The 15,299-nt window shown below is 67.7% G+C and carries 17 protein-coding genes; 4 read left to right on the top strand and 13 right to left on the bottom strand.

The window, feature by feature from the left end; translation table 11 throughout:
• Nucleotides 1-11 precede the first annotated feature (11 nt).
• The 3 genes from J2X37_RS08140 to J2X37_RS08150 all read right to left on the bottom strand — a co-directional run bounded on the left by J2X37_RS08140 (nt 12) and on the right by J2X37_RS08150 (nt 2,194).
• Nucleotides 12-803 (bottom strand): thioredoxin domain-containing protein, encoded by a 792-nt coding sequence (locus tag J2X37_RS08140; protein WP_310019839.1) that lies wholly within the window; start codon nt 801-803, stop codon nt 12-14.
• 108 nt (nt 804-911) lie between these two features.
• A complete protein-coding gene (locus J2X37_RS08145) occupies nt 912-1,604 on the bottom strand; it encodes a thioredoxin domain-containing protein (protein ID WP_310019841.1) in 693 nt (230 codons plus the stop codon).
• A 5-nt stretch (nt 1,605-1,609) separates the two neighbouring features.
• Nucleotides 1,610-2,194, bottom strand: a complete 585-nt coding sequence (locus J2X37_RS08150; RefSeq protein ID WP_310019843.1) for a DciA family protein — start codon at nt 2,192-2,194, stop codon at nt 1,610-1,612.
• Nucleotides 2,195-2,212: 18 nt separating this feature from the next.
• Between J2X37_RS08150 and J2X37_RS08155 the strand changes: the two genes are divergently transcribed.
• The gene (locus tag J2X37_RS08155) at nt 2,213-3,259 is read left to right on the top strand and encodes an A/G-specific adenine glycosylase (RefSeq protein WP_404979609.1); all 1,047 of its coding nucleotides are present in this window, start codon (nt 2,213-2,215) and stop codon (nt 3,257-3,259) included.
• A gap of 48 nt (nt 3,260-3,307) precedes the next feature.
• Nucleotides 3,308-4,210 carry an NAD(+) diphosphatase gene (gene nudC, locus J2X37_RS08160; protein ID WP_310019848.1) on the top strand — a complete coding sequence of 301 codons (903 nt, stop codon included), beginning with the start codon at nt 3,308-3,310 and terminating at the stop codon, nt 4,208-4,210.
• A 4-nt stretch (nt 4,211-4,214) separates the two neighbouring features.
• Here the strand turns inward: nudC and J2X37_RS08165 are convergent, their stop codons facing one another.
• Both J2X37_RS08165 and mgtE read right to left on the bottom strand, forming a co-directional pair.
• The gene (locus tag J2X37_RS08165; protein WP_310019851.1) at nt 4,215-4,616 is read right to left on the bottom strand and encodes a DUF1489 family protein; all 402 of its coding nucleotides are present in this window, start codon (nt 4,614-4,616) and stop codon (nt 4,215-4,217) included.
• 40 nt (nt 4,617-4,656) lie between these two features.
• Nucleotides 4,657-6,132 (bottom strand): magnesium transporter, encoded by a 1,476-nt coding sequence (gene mgtE / locus J2X37_RS08170; RefSeq protein ID WP_310019854.1) that lies wholly within the window; start codon nt 6,130-6,132, stop codon nt 4,657-4,659.
• 305 nt (nt 6,133-6,437) lie between these two features.
• Here mgtE and J2X37_RS08175 point away from each other — a divergent pair, with 305 nt between their 5' ends.
• Both J2X37_RS08175 and J2X37_RS08180 read left to right on the top strand, forming a co-directional pair.
• The gene (locus tag J2X37_RS08175; RefSeq protein WP_310019857.1) at nt 6,438-6,902 is read left to right on the top strand and encodes a peptidylprolyl isomerase; all 465 of its coding nucleotides are present in this window, start codon (nt 6,438-6,440) and stop codon (nt 6,900-6,902) included.
• A gap of 41 nt (nt 6,903-6,943) precedes the next feature.
• A complete protein-coding gene (locus J2X37_RS08180; RefSeq protein ID WP_310019859.1) occupies nt 6,944-7,879 on the top strand; it encodes an alpha/beta hydrolase fold domain-containing protein in 936 nt (311 codons plus the stop codon).
• On the opposite strand, the gene J2X37_RS08185 is transcribed toward J2X37_RS08180, so the two are convergent.
• The 8 genes from J2X37_RS08185 to J2X37_RS08220 form a co-directional block, all read right to left on the bottom strand.
• Nucleotides 7,876-8,760, bottom strand: coding sequence for a LysR substrate-binding domain-containing protein (locus tag J2X37_RS08185; protein WP_310019862.1), 885 nt, complete (start codon nt 8,758-8,760; stop codon nt 7,876-7,878). The genes J2X37_RS08180 and J2X37_RS08185 overlap by 4 nt on opposite strands.
• The gene (locus J2X37_RS08190; RefSeq protein ID WP_310019864.1) at nt 8,760-9,710 is read right to left on the bottom strand and encodes a hemolysin family protein; all 951 of its coding nucleotides are present in this window, start codon (nt 9,708-9,710) and stop codon (nt 8,760-8,762) included. Before J2X37_RS08190 ends, J2X37_RS08185 begins: the two co-directional genes overlap by 1 nt.
• Nucleotides 9,711-9,769: 59 nt before the next feature.
• Nucleotides 9,770-10,294: an rRNA maturation RNase YbeY gene (gene ybeY / locus J2X37_RS08195; protein WP_310019868.1), complete on the bottom strand. Its 525-nt coding sequence runs from the start codon at nt 10,292-10,294 to the stop codon at nt 9,770-9,772.
• Nucleotides 10,291-11,253 carry a PhoH family protein gene (locus tag J2X37_RS08200; RefSeq protein ID WP_310020348.1) on the bottom strand — a complete coding sequence of 321 codons (963 nt, stop codon included), beginning with the start codon at nt 11,251-11,253 and terminating at the stop codon, nt 10,291-10,293. The genes ybeY and J2X37_RS08200 overlap by 4 nt, the downstream gene beginning before the upstream one ends.
• Before the next feature lie 276 nt (nt 11,254-11,529).
• Nucleotides 11,530-12,429, bottom strand: coding sequence for a hypothetical protein (locus J2X37_RS08205; RefSeq protein ID WP_310019869.1), 900 nt, complete (start codon nt 12,427-12,429; stop codon nt 11,530-11,532).
• 49 nt (nt 12,430-12,478) lie between these two features.
• The gene (miaB, locus tag J2X37_RS08210; RefSeq protein WP_310019872.1) at nt 12,479-13,819 is read right to left on the bottom strand and encodes a tRNA (N6-isopentenyl adenosine(37)-C2)-methylthiotransferase MiaB; all 1,341 of its coding nucleotides are present in this window, start codon (nt 13,817-13,819) and stop codon (nt 12,479-12,481) included.
• A 38-nt stretch (nt 13,820-13,857) separates the two neighbouring features.
• Nucleotides 13,858-14,580, bottom strand: a complete 723-nt coding sequence (locus J2X37_RS08215) for a hypothetical protein (protein WP_310019874.1) — start codon at nt 14,578-14,580, stop codon at nt 13,858-13,860.
• The gene (locus J2X37_RS08220; protein ID WP_310019877.1) at nt 14,577-15,299 is read right to left on the bottom strand and encodes a lysophospholipid acyltransferase family protein; all 723 of its coding nucleotides are present in this window, start codon (nt 15,297-15,299) and stop codon (nt 14,577-14,579) included. Before J2X37_RS08220 ends, J2X37_RS08215 begins: the two co-directional genes overlap by 4 nt.

Raw genomic sequence — 15,299 nt, forward strand, 5'->3', positions numbered from 1 at the left:
GCGGCCGGGCATTACCGGGCGCCGGCTCGCTGCAACGCGGCCTCGACCTGCGGCCAGCTGAGCGCGTCGATCTTGGTGTTGTTGATCAGGAAGGTCGGCGTGCCGGTGATCTCGTATTCGCTGCTGGCGGTCTCGGTCCCCTTGGCCAGCTTCTCCGCCTCGGCCGAATTGGCGAGGCAGGTCGCCGCCTGGTCCTTGCTCACCCCGCGCGCGGCGAAGAATTCGGTGAGGCCGGCCATGCCGGCGACCTGCCCGAAACGCTTGTCCATCGGGGCATTCATCGCAGCCTTGTAGGCGGGTTCGCCGGCGGCCTGCACGTTCTGGAACATGGTGGCCTGGTTTTCGAACACCTGCCCGGTCAGCGCAAAGAAGCTTTCGGGCGCCGAGCAACGGGTCATCATCGCGGCGGTGATGTCGATCGGGTCGCGCACGAAGTTGCGGAACTCGAAACTGACGCGGCCGCTGTCGACGTACGTCTCGATCAGGTCCTTCTCCGCCGTTTCATAGAACTCGGCGCAGTGGGGGCAGGTGAGCGAGGCGAACTCGACAAGCTTGATCGGGGCGTCGGGGTTGCCCATCAGGTAACCGTCGGCGTCCGTTTTCACGATCTTTTCCGACCAGCGGGTGCCGGCGGGCGCGGCAACGGCGGCGACCGGTGCGGCAGAGGGGCCTTCGCCCAGGGCGGTCGCGGCGTCATCCGCCTTGTCGCCACAGGCGGCGAGCGCGAGGACGAGCGGCGCGGCGGCGATGGCAAGCGCAAGGCGCATGGGGCGGCGGGCGGTGAAGGCGCGGGTCTTGGTCACTGAAAACTCCTATGAGATGTCAGGCTAGCGCAGGGCGGCCCCGCGCGGGGAGGGTCGGGCGAATCTTTTACACAGTCGCGCGCGGGACGCGCCGGGGGCAGCAGCCGCTCAGAGCCGGGCGTCGAGCTGCAGCTTGAGGCTTTCCCAATCGCTGGTGCCGGCAAGCACGACATCGTCGATGGCAAAGCTGGGCGTTCCCTGAATGCCGGTCTGGTTGACATAACGGGCGGTGGCGTCGGCCAGCGCCTTGGCCATGGCATCGTCCGCGAGGCAGCGATCGACCTCGACCCGGCTGTACCCGCGGGTCACCATCATCGGGTAGAAGCCCGCATCGGTGGCGATCGCCATGCGCCGCTGGGTCATCGTGCCGGTGGTGTAGCGGGCGCGCTGTGCCGGGGTGGTCTTCATCAGCTTGCCCAGCCAGGTCGGCTGCGCCTTCATGAAGACGGCGTGGTTGCGGTCGAACCTGGCGGCGGGGCCGCAATTGGTCAGCATCGCGGCGGTTAGGTCGAAGGGATCGCGCACGAGGTGGCGCACTTCCAGCTTCACCTTGCCGGTGCTCATGTAGAACAGGCGCAGCTTGTCGCCGCCCTCGGTCTCGAAATGCGAGCAGTGGGGGCAGGTGTAGCTGACCCACTCGGTCACCTTCAGCTTCGCCTTGGCAAAGCCGATCTGGTGCACGCCGGGCGCGGGCACGGTCACCGACAGCGGTCCTTCGGCAGCGCCAACCGGCGCGGCAAGCGCAAGGACGCCGACAAGCGCGGTCAACAGGGCGACCAGCCGGTTCGCGACATGGGTCATCGTCGTCAATCCTCTTTCCTGCTGCCCAGCGAACGGGCCAGCGATTCGAGCACGGTCCGCAATTCCGGATCGCCGATGTCCCGCAGCGAATCGCCCAGTTCCATCGGGATCGGCTTCAGCGAGGGAGGCGCCTTGGGCCGGTCATCACCACGTTGCGACTGAATCTGCCCTTGCCGCATCTTCACCTTGGCCACGGCCCGATATCCGAAGAAGCGGTTCACCCGCTCGATGATTTCGGGGATCACGTGCTGGATCAGCGGCGCATGCGCGGGCATCACCACGAGGTTCAGCGTCCCGTCCGACTTCTCGCCCTGCGGGAAACGGATCGATTCGGGGGCGGAGACGCGGGCGTGATGCGGGCCGACGATCTCGGCCCAGCGCGTCACCACGCTCGATTGCACGAAACCGAACCGGCGAAAGGCGGTGCGCCCGACTTGCGGCATCAGGTCGCCAATGGCCTTGGCCTCGCCGCCGCGCGGGCGCTCGTAGGGCTTGAGCGCAGGCTTGCCGCCCTTCGCGGCCTTGCCGGTCGCGGGCTGCTTGCCCTCGGTCGTATCCTTGCCGGTGCTTCCCATGGTGACCGGTCCCATGCCATAGGCGCGGGCGTGGTGGCGAGTGCAAAGATCGCGGATGTGGGGAACAGCCTGCTGGGCTGGTACGACGCCCATGCACGAACCCTGCCGTGGCGGGCGCCGCCAGGCAGCGATGCTGTGCCCGATCCCTACCGCGTCTGGCTGTCCGAAGTCATGTTGCAGCAGACCACCGTGGCGGCGGTGAAGGACTATTTCGCACGTTTCATCGAACGCTGGCCGACGGTCGAGGCACTCGCGGCGGCAGAGGACGCGGAGATCCTCGCGGCCTGGGCCGGGCTCGGCTATTATGCCCGGGCCCGCAACCTGATCGCCTGCGCCCGCGCAGTGGCGGCGGCGGGCGCGTTTCCCGATACCGAGGATGACCTGCGCGCCCTGCCGGGGCTGGGCGCCTATACCGCGGCGGCTGTCGCGGCGATCGCCTTTGGCCGCCGCGCGGTCGTGGTCGACGCCAATGTCGAGCGGGTCGTCGCCCGGCTTTTCGCCATTGCCGAGCCCTTGCCCCCGGCGCGCGCCGCAATCCGCGCGGCGACGGACCGGATCACCCCCGAACGCCGCGCCGGCGATTTCGCGCAGGCGATGATGGACCTTGGCGCGACGGTCTGCACCCCGCGCGAACCGCGTTGCCTGCTGTGCCCGTTGTCCGATGTCTGCGAGGGACGGCGACTGGGCATCGCGGCCGAACTGCCGAAAAAGGCGGCGAAGAAGCCGCGGCCCGAGCGGACGGGCACCGCCTTCTGGATCGAGCGCGACGGGCACGTCCTGCTGGTGCAAAGACCGGGCAACGGGATGCTGGGCGGAATGCGCGCCTTGCCCGACGACGGCTGGAGCGCGAAAGCCGACGGCACGGGAAACGCGGCCTTTCCGCTTGCGTCCGGAACCGCGCTCGGCGCGGTGACGCACGGTTTCAGCCATTTCGGCCTGACCCTGACCTTGCGCACCGCCAGTCTTGCCGGCGGCCCGCCCGATGGCGAATGGTGGCCGGTGGCGCGGATCGGCGAGGCGGGGCTGCCCACGCTGTTCGCCCGTGCCGCCGATCTTGCCATGGCGTCGCGGTCCGACTGACATTTGCCGCGTTGCGCGCCGGCCTTGCCCGGCGTAGGTCCGTGACCCATGAGGACCACAACCACGACCCCGATCACGCAGCTCGACCGGGCCGACCATGTCCGCGCCGATCCGGAGGCACTGGCCAGCTACATGGGGCTGCGCGCCCGCCTGCTTCACATGCACGGCCTCCTGCCCTCGCTCACCGACGAGGGCGACCTGATCTGGGTTTCGCTGAGCGAGGCGGACGAAGATGCGGAGCTGGTCTTCCTCGGCATCGATGGGGATCGCGGTTGCTTCGCCGCCGTCCCGCGCGAGCCGGTGCGCGAGGAGCGCGGCCAGTTCATGCGGTTCATGACCGCGGTGCGCGACGAGCAGTTCGGGATCTTCGCCACGGCGCGTTCGCTGGTCGACTGGCACAGCCGCCACCGGTTCTGCGCCCAATGCGGGTCGCGCACCGCCGTTGCCAAGGGCGGGTGGCAGCGGGCCTGCCTGAACGATGCCTGCGGCGCGCAGCACTTCCCGCGCACCGATCCCGTGACGATCATGACAATCGAGCATCGCGGGGCCGACGGGCAGCGCCGCCTCCTGCTGGGGCGCGGGCTGGGTTTTCCGGACGGGCTCTATTCGGCGCTGGCCGGGTTCGTGGAGCCGGGCGAGACCATCGAGGAGGCGGTGCGCCGCGAGGTGATGGAAGAGGCAGGTTTGCCGGTGGCGCAGGTCCGCTACATCGCCAGTCAGCCCTGGCCGATGCAGTCGCAGCTGATGATCGGTTGCGCCGGGGTCACGTTTCACGACCGCATCGTCGTCGACCGGACCGAGCTGGAGGATGCCCGCTGGTTCGACGAGCGGGACGTGCGCGAGGCCATGTCGGGACGCGCAGTCGGCTGGCGCCCGCCGCCGCGCTACGCCATCGCCCACCGCCTGATCCGCCAGTGGCTCGACGACGTGAGAAGCGAGGAGCGGGCCTGACCGCTCAGACCAACCCCAGTTTCGACAGCTTGCCCAGCAGGCGGCCCGGCAGAACGTCGCCGCCTTCCTCGCCCTCCGCCAGGTCGGGAGGGGCATCCTTGTCGGCCAGGTAGCGCCAGCCCTGGTGCGCGCACTTGGGCCGCGACTGGACCCGGATGAGCCGCGGTTCGAGATCGATGGACCAGCGTCCGCTCTCGAGCTGCGCGAAGCCGATGATCGGACTGCGCGCGACGATAGCGTGTTCGTGAATCCAGTAGAGCGAGCCGCCGGCAAGCTCATCGACCCGCTTGGGGCAGTAGCGGGTCGTCAGCGACACGCGCGGGCGATTGGCGAACCAGCCTTCGATGTCGGAATAGCTTTTCGCGCCGAAAGCGATCTTGGTTAGGTGAAGCGGCCCGGAAGTCATGGGACCGATATGGGGCGCCGATGCCCGCTGAAAAGACCGTTCAGCCGACCAGCCCGGATGCGACGGCGAGGCCGAGGAAGCAGAAAAAGCCCATCGAATCGGTGATCATCGTCACGAAGACCGAGGACGCGACCGCCGGATCTTGGTCCAGCCGGTCGAACAGGACCGGCACCGCGACCCCGGCCAGCCCCGCGGTGATGATGTTGATGACCACCGCACAGGCGATGACGACGCCCAGCATCGGCTGGAAGATGAAGGCCGTTGCCCCGCCGATCAGCGCCGCGACGGTGACGCCGTTCAGCAGCGCGACCCGCATTTCGCGCCACAGAACGCGCAAGGTGTTCGACTGGGTCAGCTGGTTCATCGCCAGCGCGCGGACCGAGACCGCCATCGTCTGCGTGCCCGCGTTGCCACCGATCGAGGCGACGACCGGCATCAGCACCGCGAGCGCCACCAGCTTCTCGATGGCCGCGCCGAAGGCCGCGATGATCAGCGAGGCGATGAGCGCGGTCCCCAAGTTGGCGATCAGCCAGCGCACGCGTTCGGAATAGGACTGACGGATCGGCTGGTTGATGTCGCCTTCGCCCGCGCCGCTCATCAACAGCGCGTCCTCGCTCGCCTCTTCCTGGATGACGTGGACGACGTCGTCCGCCGTGATCTGGCCGATCAGGCGACCGGCGCTGTCGACCACGGCGGCGGAGATGAGAGCGTATTTCTGGAAGCGCAGCGCCACCTCTTCCTGATCCATCGTCGCCTGGATCAGGGTCTGGTCACGCTTCATCACGTCGCTGATCGGGATGTTGCGAGGGGTCCGCAGGATCCACGATAGCTGGCAGGTGCCGACTGGGCGATGCGCCGGATCGACGACGAAGACTTCCCAGAATTCGGTGGTGAGGTCGCTGTTTTCGCGCAAGTAGTCGATGAGGTCGCCGACGGTGATGTGCTCGGGCACCGCGACGAGGTCGCGCTGCATCAGGCGACCGGCCGATTCCTCCGGGAAGGAGAGCGCGTCCTCGATCGCGGCGCGGTCCTCGGGGTCGAGTTCGGCGAGAACGGCGCGCTGCTCGTCCTCCTCCAGATCCTCGATCAGCGCGACCGCGTCGTCGGTTTCCATCTGCTCGGCGATCTGCGCCACCGCGTCGGCGGACAGGTCCTCGAACAGTTCGTCGCGGACGTGTTCGTTGAGCTCGGAAATGACCTCGCCGGTCATCAGCTCGGCAATGGCCTTGCCCAGCGCCGGGCGTTCCTCTGCCGGGATCAGTTCGACGAGGTCGGCGATGTCGGCGGGATGCAGCGGCTCGACCAGCGCGTGGACGCGGTCGTCGTCGCCCTCGTCGACCGCGTCGCGGACCGCCTCGACATATTCCCGGGTCAGGCGGTCGTCTTCGTCGAGGTGCGCCCGTTCCGCCTTCGCATCCTCGCGCCGGTCACGCGCTTCGGTTCCGCGCGCCTCCGCCTCGCGAAGCTCTTCTTCGCGGGTGCGCTGGTCCAGCAGGGTCGGATCTTCGCGGTCCATGGTGCCCTTTGCGCGGCGGTCTATCCGGGGGGCCGGGCGGAGATGCTCCCTCCGGCGCCCCCGTGTCTAGTTTGCTGCGCCGCAAAAGCAACCGCGGAGGACGCGGTGTCAACGAAGCGGGGCGAGTTTCGCGAGGCGAGCAGGCGCTGGGGACAACGTGTGGATAACCTTGTGCGCAAGTCTGGGGAGCATTCCGGCACAGCGCGGGGATGACTTTGCGAAGCCAGACCCTATATCCGCCCGGCAGAGGGTGTCGCGGTCGTTCGGGCCGGGTGCCTGTCAACATCACAGCCAACGGAGCACCCATGGCCGACGAAACTCTTACCCTTTCCATCGACACCGGCGACGGCGCGCCCAAGGACGTCGTCATCAAGCTGCTTCCCGACATCGCCCCCGGCCATGTCGAGCGCATCAAGGAACTGGCCAGCGAAGGTTTCTACGACGGCGTGAAGTTTCACCGCGTCATCCCCGGCTTCATGGCGCAGGGCGGCTGCCCCAACGGCACCGGCATGGGCGGGTCGAGCAAGCCCGACCTGAAGGCCGAGTTCAACGACCACCCGCACGTCCGCGGCGTCTGCTCGATGGCGCGCACCAGCGCACCGAACAGCGCGAATTCGCAGTTCTTCATCTGTTTCGACGACGCCCGCTTTCTCGATCGCCAGTACACGGTATGGGGCGAGGTCGAGAGCGGCATGGACGTGATCGACGCCCTGCCCAAGGGCGAGCCCCCGCGCGAGCCGGGCAAGATCGTCAAGGCCACCGTCGGCTGATTCAGGATTTCCTGACGATGCGGGGGCGCGGATCGCGGGCTTTGCAGCCAGCGATCCGCGCTCTTTTCGTTGCGGGTTGCGCCGCATTGCTGGCCGGCTGCGCCCACGACATCACCCGGCTGTCGCACGATTGCGAAGGTGCAGGCGGCTGGTGCCCACAAGCGCGCGAAGTGGCGGGCGCAACGTGGCAATATGCCCAACTGGCGCAGAACGCCTACTGGCAGAATGTGGACGACCGGAATCGCTACGTCGACCGGCTCTACGTGTTGCCACCGGGGGTTTTCGAACGGCACGCGTCGGTCGACGACCGCTTCGGCTACGCCTACTCCGTCTATGACCGGATCGACCAAAACGGCCGATTGCGCGAGGTCGTGCTGGCCTATCGCGGCACCGAAGGGCCGAAGGACTGGTGGCACGGCACGCTCCTCGGCCGGCAGGGCCCGCGCGGGCTGGCAACGTACCGGCACGTGCGCGCGGCGCTCGACGCGGCGGGCTATGACAGCGTGCCGGTGACGCTCGTCGGCCATTCGCTGGGCGGGCGCATCGCCGACCACGTGACCAAGCGGCTGCGCGCCGAGGAGGGCGAATTGCCGCCCGTGCTGTCCGTCTATCTGTTCAATCCGAATGCGGGTGGCAGCCTGCTTGCCCCGCTGCCGACGGACCGGGAGGCGCCGGTGCGAACCGCGGTATCGGAACAGGGAGAAATCGCGGGCTGGGTGCGCGCGGCGGCGATCGACCGGGCATGGGACGGCTATGTCATCGACTGCCAGACGACGGTCGATCCCATTCGGCGCCACTACATGCGGCGGCTGGCCGACTGCCTGACCTGGATTGCGGCGACGGACGATGCCGATGCCGCATATTCGATCGGCCGCAACCAGATCGCCCCGCCGCCGGTCGCAGCCGGGATCTCGGCGCAAGGTGATCCGGCGAGCCAGCACGACGCTGCTCGCTCCGCGGCCGCAGCAGGTGGCTAGAGCCCCGCGCTGACCAGCCAGTCGTGGAAGATGCGCACCGGTCGGCTTTCCAGCGCCCGGGGCTTGCAGACGAACCAGTAGCTGTAGGGGCTTTCGACGTTGAGGTCGAAAACCTGCGCGATGCGGTCGTCGTTCGAACGGGCGAGATGGTCGCCGTGCATGATGGCGATGCCCAGCCCCTGTGCCGCCGCTTCCATCATCAAGGGTCCGCTGTCGAAATGATCGATGGTCGGCTCGTAGCGGGCGTCCATGCCCGTTGCGCGGCGCCAGGCATCGAAGCTGAGCTCCATCTCCGAATGAATCATGAAACTCTGCTTGGCGAGCAGGGCTGGATCGGGCGTATCGCCCAGTTTCTCGGCCAGTTCGCGCGAAGCGATCGCGTGGACGCGGTTGTGATCCAGCCGCACGCAGTGCAGCCGCGGATCGGGATCGTCGGACAAGGTGATCGCCGCATCGAGAGTGTCGCCCAGCCGGGGCATCGGGTGGGGCGAGGAATCGATGTCGATATGCAGGGTGGGATAGATCTTGCGCAGTTCGGGCAGGCGCGGCACCAGCCGCTGTCCGCCGAACAGCGGCATGACGCCAAGCCGCAGGCGCATGATCTTGCTGTCGGCCATCTGGTTGCCGATCTTCTCGGCAAGTTCGTCGAGGATCGGCGCGACCGCTTCGTAAAGGGAGTGTCCATCCTCGGTGAGGCCCATCGCCTGGTGCTTGCGACTGAACAGCTTCTTGCCTGTGAAATCCTCCAGCGCCGACAGCCGGCGCGACAGGGCCGACGGGCTGAGTGCCAGTTCCTCCGCCGCGGCCTTGGCCGAGCCAAGGCGTGCGATACGTACGAAGGCCTCGAGCGAGCGCAGGGGGGGCAGGCGGCGGGCGGGCATCAGTCGACCTGTTCCGCCTCTTCCATGTCGGGGGCGACCGGCGGGTGCAGGCGCAAGCGTTCGACGTGCCGTTCGTTGCCGGCCAGCACTTCGAGCTTCCACCCGCTCTCATGGTCCATGATCTCGCCGACGCAGGGCACCTTCTCCGCCAAGACGAAGGCAAGACCGCCCAGCGTGTCGACCGCTTCCGCGACTTCGCCCAGGCGCGGATCGACCCGGCGGGCGACGTCCTCCAGCTCGACCCGGGCGTCGGCGTCCCACATCCCGGCGTCGAGCGGCACCAAAAGATCGACCGGCGCGTCGTCGTGCTCGTCCTCGATGTCGCCGACGATCTCTTCGACCAGGTCCTCGATGGTGATGATCCCGTCAGTGCCCGAATATTCGTCAACGACAATGGCCAGGTGCACCCGGCGCGAGCGCATGTCTGCCAGCACGTCGAGCGCGCCGCGCGCCTGCGGCACGTAAAGCGGCTGACGCATCAGCTTGGTCCAGTCTGCCGGCGGTTCCCTGCGTTGGGCGAGGTAGGGGAACACATCCTTGATGTGCATCATGCCGATGACGTGATCGAGCGATTCGGAATAGACCGGCACGCGCGAGTGGCCGTGTTCGGCAAACAGCGCGACCAGTTCGTCCCAACCCGCGGAGCGATCGACGGCGATGATCTCGCCGCGCGGGATGGCGACGTCGTCGGCGTCGTGTTCGCTGAAATGAAGCAGGTTGCGCAACATCTGGCGCTCGATCGCGGAAAGATCGCCCGATCCGCGCGATGCGCCGTCACGCTCCTCGTCGTGTTCGTGCTCGTCGATCGCTTCCTCGATCTGGGCGCGCAGCGACTGGTCGCCGTCGCTCCCTTCGAAGAAATCGCGAATGCGGTTCCACAAAAGACGCTTGTCTCCCCGTCGCTCAGGCTCCGGGTTGCGCGGGTCACCATTGAAATCGCCGTCCGACATCGTCGGCTCCGATTCTCCATAATCCGGGCTTTCCGGCATCGTGCCGGGCTATAACCCGCCTATTCGCGATCTCCGTAAGGATCCGCAATGCCGAGGCGTGCCAGGATGCGCACTTCGAGCGCCTCCATCTCCTCAGCATCGGCTTCGCTCGTCTCGTGGTCGTAACCGGCGAGATGGAGAAGACCGTGGACAAGGAGATGGGTCGCATGCTTCGCAAGTGCAACAGATTTTTCGTCCGCCTCGCGCAGGCAGACGCCGTGCGCCATCACGATGTCGCCCAGCATGATCGGCATGGCATCGCCGATATCGGCCAGTTCATCAGCGTCAAGCATCGGAAAAGAAAGCACATTCGTCGGCCTGTCTCGGTCGCGCCATTCCTTGTTGAGCGCGTGCACCTCCTCGTCATCGCCCAGCACCAGGCTGACGAGCAGGTTGCGACGGGCGATCGGCGGCACCTCCGCGGCCGCGGCGGCAGCGGTCGTCTGGGCCCAGGCGTCCCAATCGGCATAGGGCGGCCCCGGCGAATCGCCCCAGGCCGGGTCGATATCGAGCTCCAGCGTGGGGCCCTTGGCAGATCCGGTCATGATCCCGGCGATTTCTCCGCGTTCGGGCCCTCGTAGGCATCGACGATGCGGCCGACGATGGGATGGCGCACGACGTCGGCGGCGGTAAAGCGCGAGATGGCGATGCCGTCGATGCCCTCCAGCCGCCTGACCGCGTCGGCAAGGCCGGAGAAGGCGTCGCCGCCGGGAAGGTCGACCTGCCGCGGGTCGCCGCAGACGACCATGCGGCTGTTCTGGCCGAAGCGGGTCAGGAACATCTTCATCTGCGCCGGCGTGGTGTTCTGCGCCTCGTCCAGGATGACGAAGGCGTCGCCGAGCGTGCGCCCGCGCATGAAGGCGATCGGCGCGATCTCGATCTCGCCGCTGGCGATCCGCCGCTCGACCTGTTCGGCGGGCAGGCAGTCGTAGAGCGCGTCGTAGAGCGGGCGCAGGTAGGGATCGACCTTGTCTTTCATGTCGCCGGGCAGGAAGCCGAGCCGTTCGCCGGCCTCCACCGCAGGACGCGAGAGGATCAGGCGCTGGACACTGCCGGTGATGAGTTGCGCCACCGCCTGTGCGACCGCGAGGTAGGTCTTGCCGGTGCCTGCCGGGCCGAGGGCGAAGATGATCTCGTTGCCGGTCAACGCGCGCATGTAGTCGATCTGCGCGGCGGAACGCGGGACGATCGTCTTCTTGCGCGTGCGGATCATCACCGGCGGGCGCTTGTCGTCCCCGGTGATGATGCCTTCGAGGGTGGGCTCGTTCGACATCGCGATCAGCGATTCGACCGCGCCCTGGTCCAGCTCGAAACCCTGCTTCAACCGGGTGTGCATGCCGCCAAGGACGTCGCGGGCGCGGGCCACGGCCTCTTCCGATCCCTCGATCTGGATGCGGTTTCCGCGCGCGGAAATATAGACACCCAATCGGTTTTCGACCTGCACCAGATTGGCGTCGAATTGCCCGAACAGGGCGCCTAGAACCTCGGGATTTTCGAATTCCATCTCGGTTCGCGCTCTTTGCGCGCCGCCGCCTGCCTGGGCGGAATGGCCGAATGTGCCATATGCGGGATGGGTGGCATCGGACGTCATGTCGTTGCCGGGAAGATTGGGTACGCGCGCGTGCTTGCGGCTCACTCGGTTTCCTTTGGCAGCGCCGGGCGGGGAAGCCCCCGCGCGACTCGGGTATGACTTGAAGATAGGACGCCGCCGTCCGCTGGCAAGACGCTGCGCGCCGCTATGCCCGGCTGTCGCGCCCGGTGGATGGCCGCCCCGCCCGCATCACTTCGCGGCGGTGTGGCGGCAGGGCGATGGGTCGGGATGGCATTGCCGGCCGCGGATCACTTCGTCCCCGTCGCTCAGCAGCAGTTCGCCGTTGGGTCCGCGCGCGATGGCGGGGCCATGCTCGAAGAAGGCGGCGAGGGCGCCGGTCGCGGTGGGGCGGTGGGTATCGCACGGCGTCTGCACGACGGCGGAGGTTATCAGCCGTCCTTCGCGCTCCTCGACCTTGCCCGATATCGCGGCGGGACAGTCCATCCAGATCGCGAAGCTGCCGTTGGCGAAGCTGAGGACCGGCGGCTGCGACCCGCCGTCGGCGACAGAGAGGCGGAACGGCGCACGCTCCAGCGGCGGGGGCGGCACGTCGGCGGGGCGGGCGTCGATCTGCGAGAGGGTGAGGGTGTGCGCCTTGGTCGCCAGCATGATCTTGCCCTCGGCATTGGCGCCGATCACCGGCCGGCCGTTGAGGACCGATCCGACGATGCCGTCAGGCGCCTCCGGGGGACAGGCGACCAGCGTGGAGATCGACGAACCCTGCGTGACAAAGCTGGCACCGCTGCGGACGTAGAGCGAGGAATGCGAATTGCAGCCGCCCCATTCGAGCGAGGACCGGCCGAAGAAAATGCGGACCGGATCGCTCCACCGATCGCCAAGCGGCTTGCCGTCGATCGCGACGACCAGCCAACCCGTCCCGTCGAGGTCGAAGGCGACGGGAGCAAAGCCCTCGGCCAGTTGCGTGGCGGAGGCCGGGAGCGCGACCGGCGGCACGGGCACGCCGATTTCGGCCGAGCCGGAATCGGGAGGCGCAATCGGCTCTGACGTTTCGGCTGACGGCGGCGAACCGCATCCGGCGAGGAGCGCAGGCGCGATCAGAACGATTGCGAGAGCGAGACGGGCGACCATCGCGCGACATTCACGATAAACGCCGCCCCATGCAAGGCCGATCGCGCGCCTAGGTCAGTGCGCGAGCCGCCAGCGAGTTGGGCCCGGCCTCGACCAGTTCGACCCGGACGATGTCGCCCACCGCGTGATCGGCGGCTCCTTCGGAAGCGGTGAAATGGGCCGATTGCAGCCACGGCGTCTTGCCCAGCCACTGCCCCTCGCGCCGCCCAGTACGCTCGACCAGCACGTCGCAGGTCCTGCCGACGCTGGCGGCGTTGAACGCGTGGCTGTCGCGGGTGATCGCGGCCTGCAGGCGCTGCAATCGGTCGTCCATCACATCGACCGGAACCTGCCCCTCCATCGTTGCGGCCGGGGTGCCGGGTCGCGGCGAATACTTGAAGCTGAAGGCAGCGGCGTAGCGCACCTCGTCGACCAGCGCGAGCGTGGCGGCGAAGTCGGCCTCGCTCTCACCGGGGAAGCCGACGATGAAGTCGCCGCTGATCGCGATGTCGGGCCGGGCGGCGCGGACCCGTTCGATCACGCGCAGATAGCTTTCGGCGCTGTGGCTGCGGTTCATGGCCGCCAGGATCGGATCGCTGCCCGCCTGCACCGGCAAGTGCAGGTAGGGCATCAGCTTGTCCACCTCGCCATGCGCGGCGATCAGCGCGTCGGTCATGTCGTTGGGATGGCTGGTGGTGTAGCGGATGCGGGCGAGGTCGGGCAGGGCGGCCAGTTCGCGGATCAACCCGTCGAGCCCGATCGCGCGGCCTCTTCCATCCTCCCCGTCCCACGCGTTGACGTTCTGGCCCAGCAGCGTGATCTCGCGCGCGCCCTGGTCGACCAGCCGCTTCGCTTCATCGAGCAGATCGGCGAAGGGGCGGCTGATTTCCGCGCCGCGGGTATAGGGCACGACGCAATAGGTGCAGAACTTGTCGCAACCTTCCTGCACCGTCAGGAACGCCGAGGGCGCGCGCTTGCGGCGGGCGGGCAGGGCGCCGAACTTCGCCTCTGCCGGCATGTCGGTATCGGTCACCCGCTCGCCGGCACTGGCGCGAGCGATCATGTCGGGCAGACGGTGATAGGCCTGCGGACCGACGACCATGCGCACGTCCCGGGCGCGGCGCATGATCTCGTCGCCCTCTGCCTGCGCGACGCAGCCGGCGACGGCGATCAGCGGCGCCTTGCCGTCGCTGTCCTTCACGATACGGCCAATGTCGGAATAGACCTTTTCCGCCGCCTTCTCGCGGATGTGGCAGGTGTTGAGGACGACGAGATCGGCATCCTCGCCCTCTGGCGCAGCCTCCATGCCCTGCGTCGCGAGCAGTTCGGCCATGCGTTCGCCGTCGTAGACGTTCATCTGGCAGCCGAAGCTCTTGACGCGGAAGCTCTTGGGTGTGGGTACCTTGTTCATGCGCGCGCCCTTACGCTCTTTTGCCGGGGAAATGAAGATCAAGCGGGATCGGCGAAACCGTGATCGCGCATCCACGCCGCCTCTCGTGCAAAACGTTCGCGGTTTACCTTGCTCTCGCCGCGCTGCACGACGAAGCTGTCGAACGGACCCTCGAGGAAGTCCTCGCAGCAGATCTGCATGACGCCCGGCATTTCTTCGGCCCAGTTTCCGGTCAGCGCATCGCGGCGGATGCGGATGGCCCGATCGGGGTCGAAGCGGACGAGTTCGCCGGGCACGATGGTCAGCGAGGTGAGGGCGGTGAACCTTGCCTCGGTGATATCGAGCGCCCAGTCCGCCTCAAGGTTGCGGCTTCCGCTCCGGTAATATGCGGCCATTTCGGCGCGCCACCTGTCCTTGAAGTCAGGCCCCCCGCCGGTGCCCGAGAACGGATGCGGATCGAAGCGGAACAGCATCGTCGTCAGCCTGCCGCGCATTATCACGCGGCGGAACACGCAGGCATCCAGCGTCAGGTACATCGGCCCTGCCTGCCCCATCGTGTCGAGCAGGCAATCCTCGATCGCAGTGCCGGCGAGCGAGCAATTGTACTGTCGGCACCCCACCGCCTCGCAATGGCGGATCGTCCGCCATTCGCCGGGGTGCGGGCTGGCGAGCATCGTGCCCATGACCTCGCATTCGACCAGCCGGTGGTCCGCGACGTGTGCGGGATGATCGCGGCCCGAAATCTGCCACAGGTCGAGAGCCTGTCCGCTGGTCTCGATCACGACGCGCCTATCGCTCCCAGCGCGCGGCGGGTCGCCTCGGCAATCCGCTTGCGGCCGGCGAGGTCCTCGCCTGCGAGCGGCGACAGGAAGTGGACGTTGACCGGCAGCTCTCCGGGGCGGCCCAGGATGCGCAGAAAATTCTCCAGCCCCGGCTCGTCGCCGAACCACGCGATGTCGCGCGCGTCGGGGCCATAGTCGAGATAGACGGGCTGCACCTGCACGTCGCGCGGCGGCGGATCGATTGCGGAGAGCAGGCTGCTCTTCAGCGGCAGCAGCCCGGTGCCGTCGTTTGTCGTCCCTTCGGGAAACAGCACCAGGACGTGCGCGTCATCGAGCGCGGCGCGGACCTGTTCGACCTGCCTTGCCACGGTCGCGCGGCGGGTCCGGGCGATGAAGACGGTGTCGTTCATCTCGCAAAGCCACTTGAGGAAGCGACTGTCGGCCAGCCCGTCGTGCGCGACGAAAGCTGCGCCGCTGGCGGCCGCCAAGATCGGGATGTCGAGCCAGGTTACGTGATTGGCAAGAAGGATCGCGCGGGGGCGGGCGAGCGTGCCCGTCCGGGTCAGCCGCACCCCGATGATGAAGGCGATTCCGGCAAGGAAGATCGGCGGCACGACCCGCCGCCTGAACAGCGTGTGGGTGACGAGATGTCCGGGTACGCAGGCGATCAGCCAGGCGACCATCGCGGCCAGCCTGAGGCCGATCCGCAAGCGGCGCAT

The sequence above is a fragment of the Croceicoccus sp. BE223 genome (assembly GCF_031457155.1).
Classification (GTDB): Bacteria; Pseudomonadota; Alphaproteobacteria; order Sphingomonadales; family Sphingomonadaceae; genus Croceicoccus.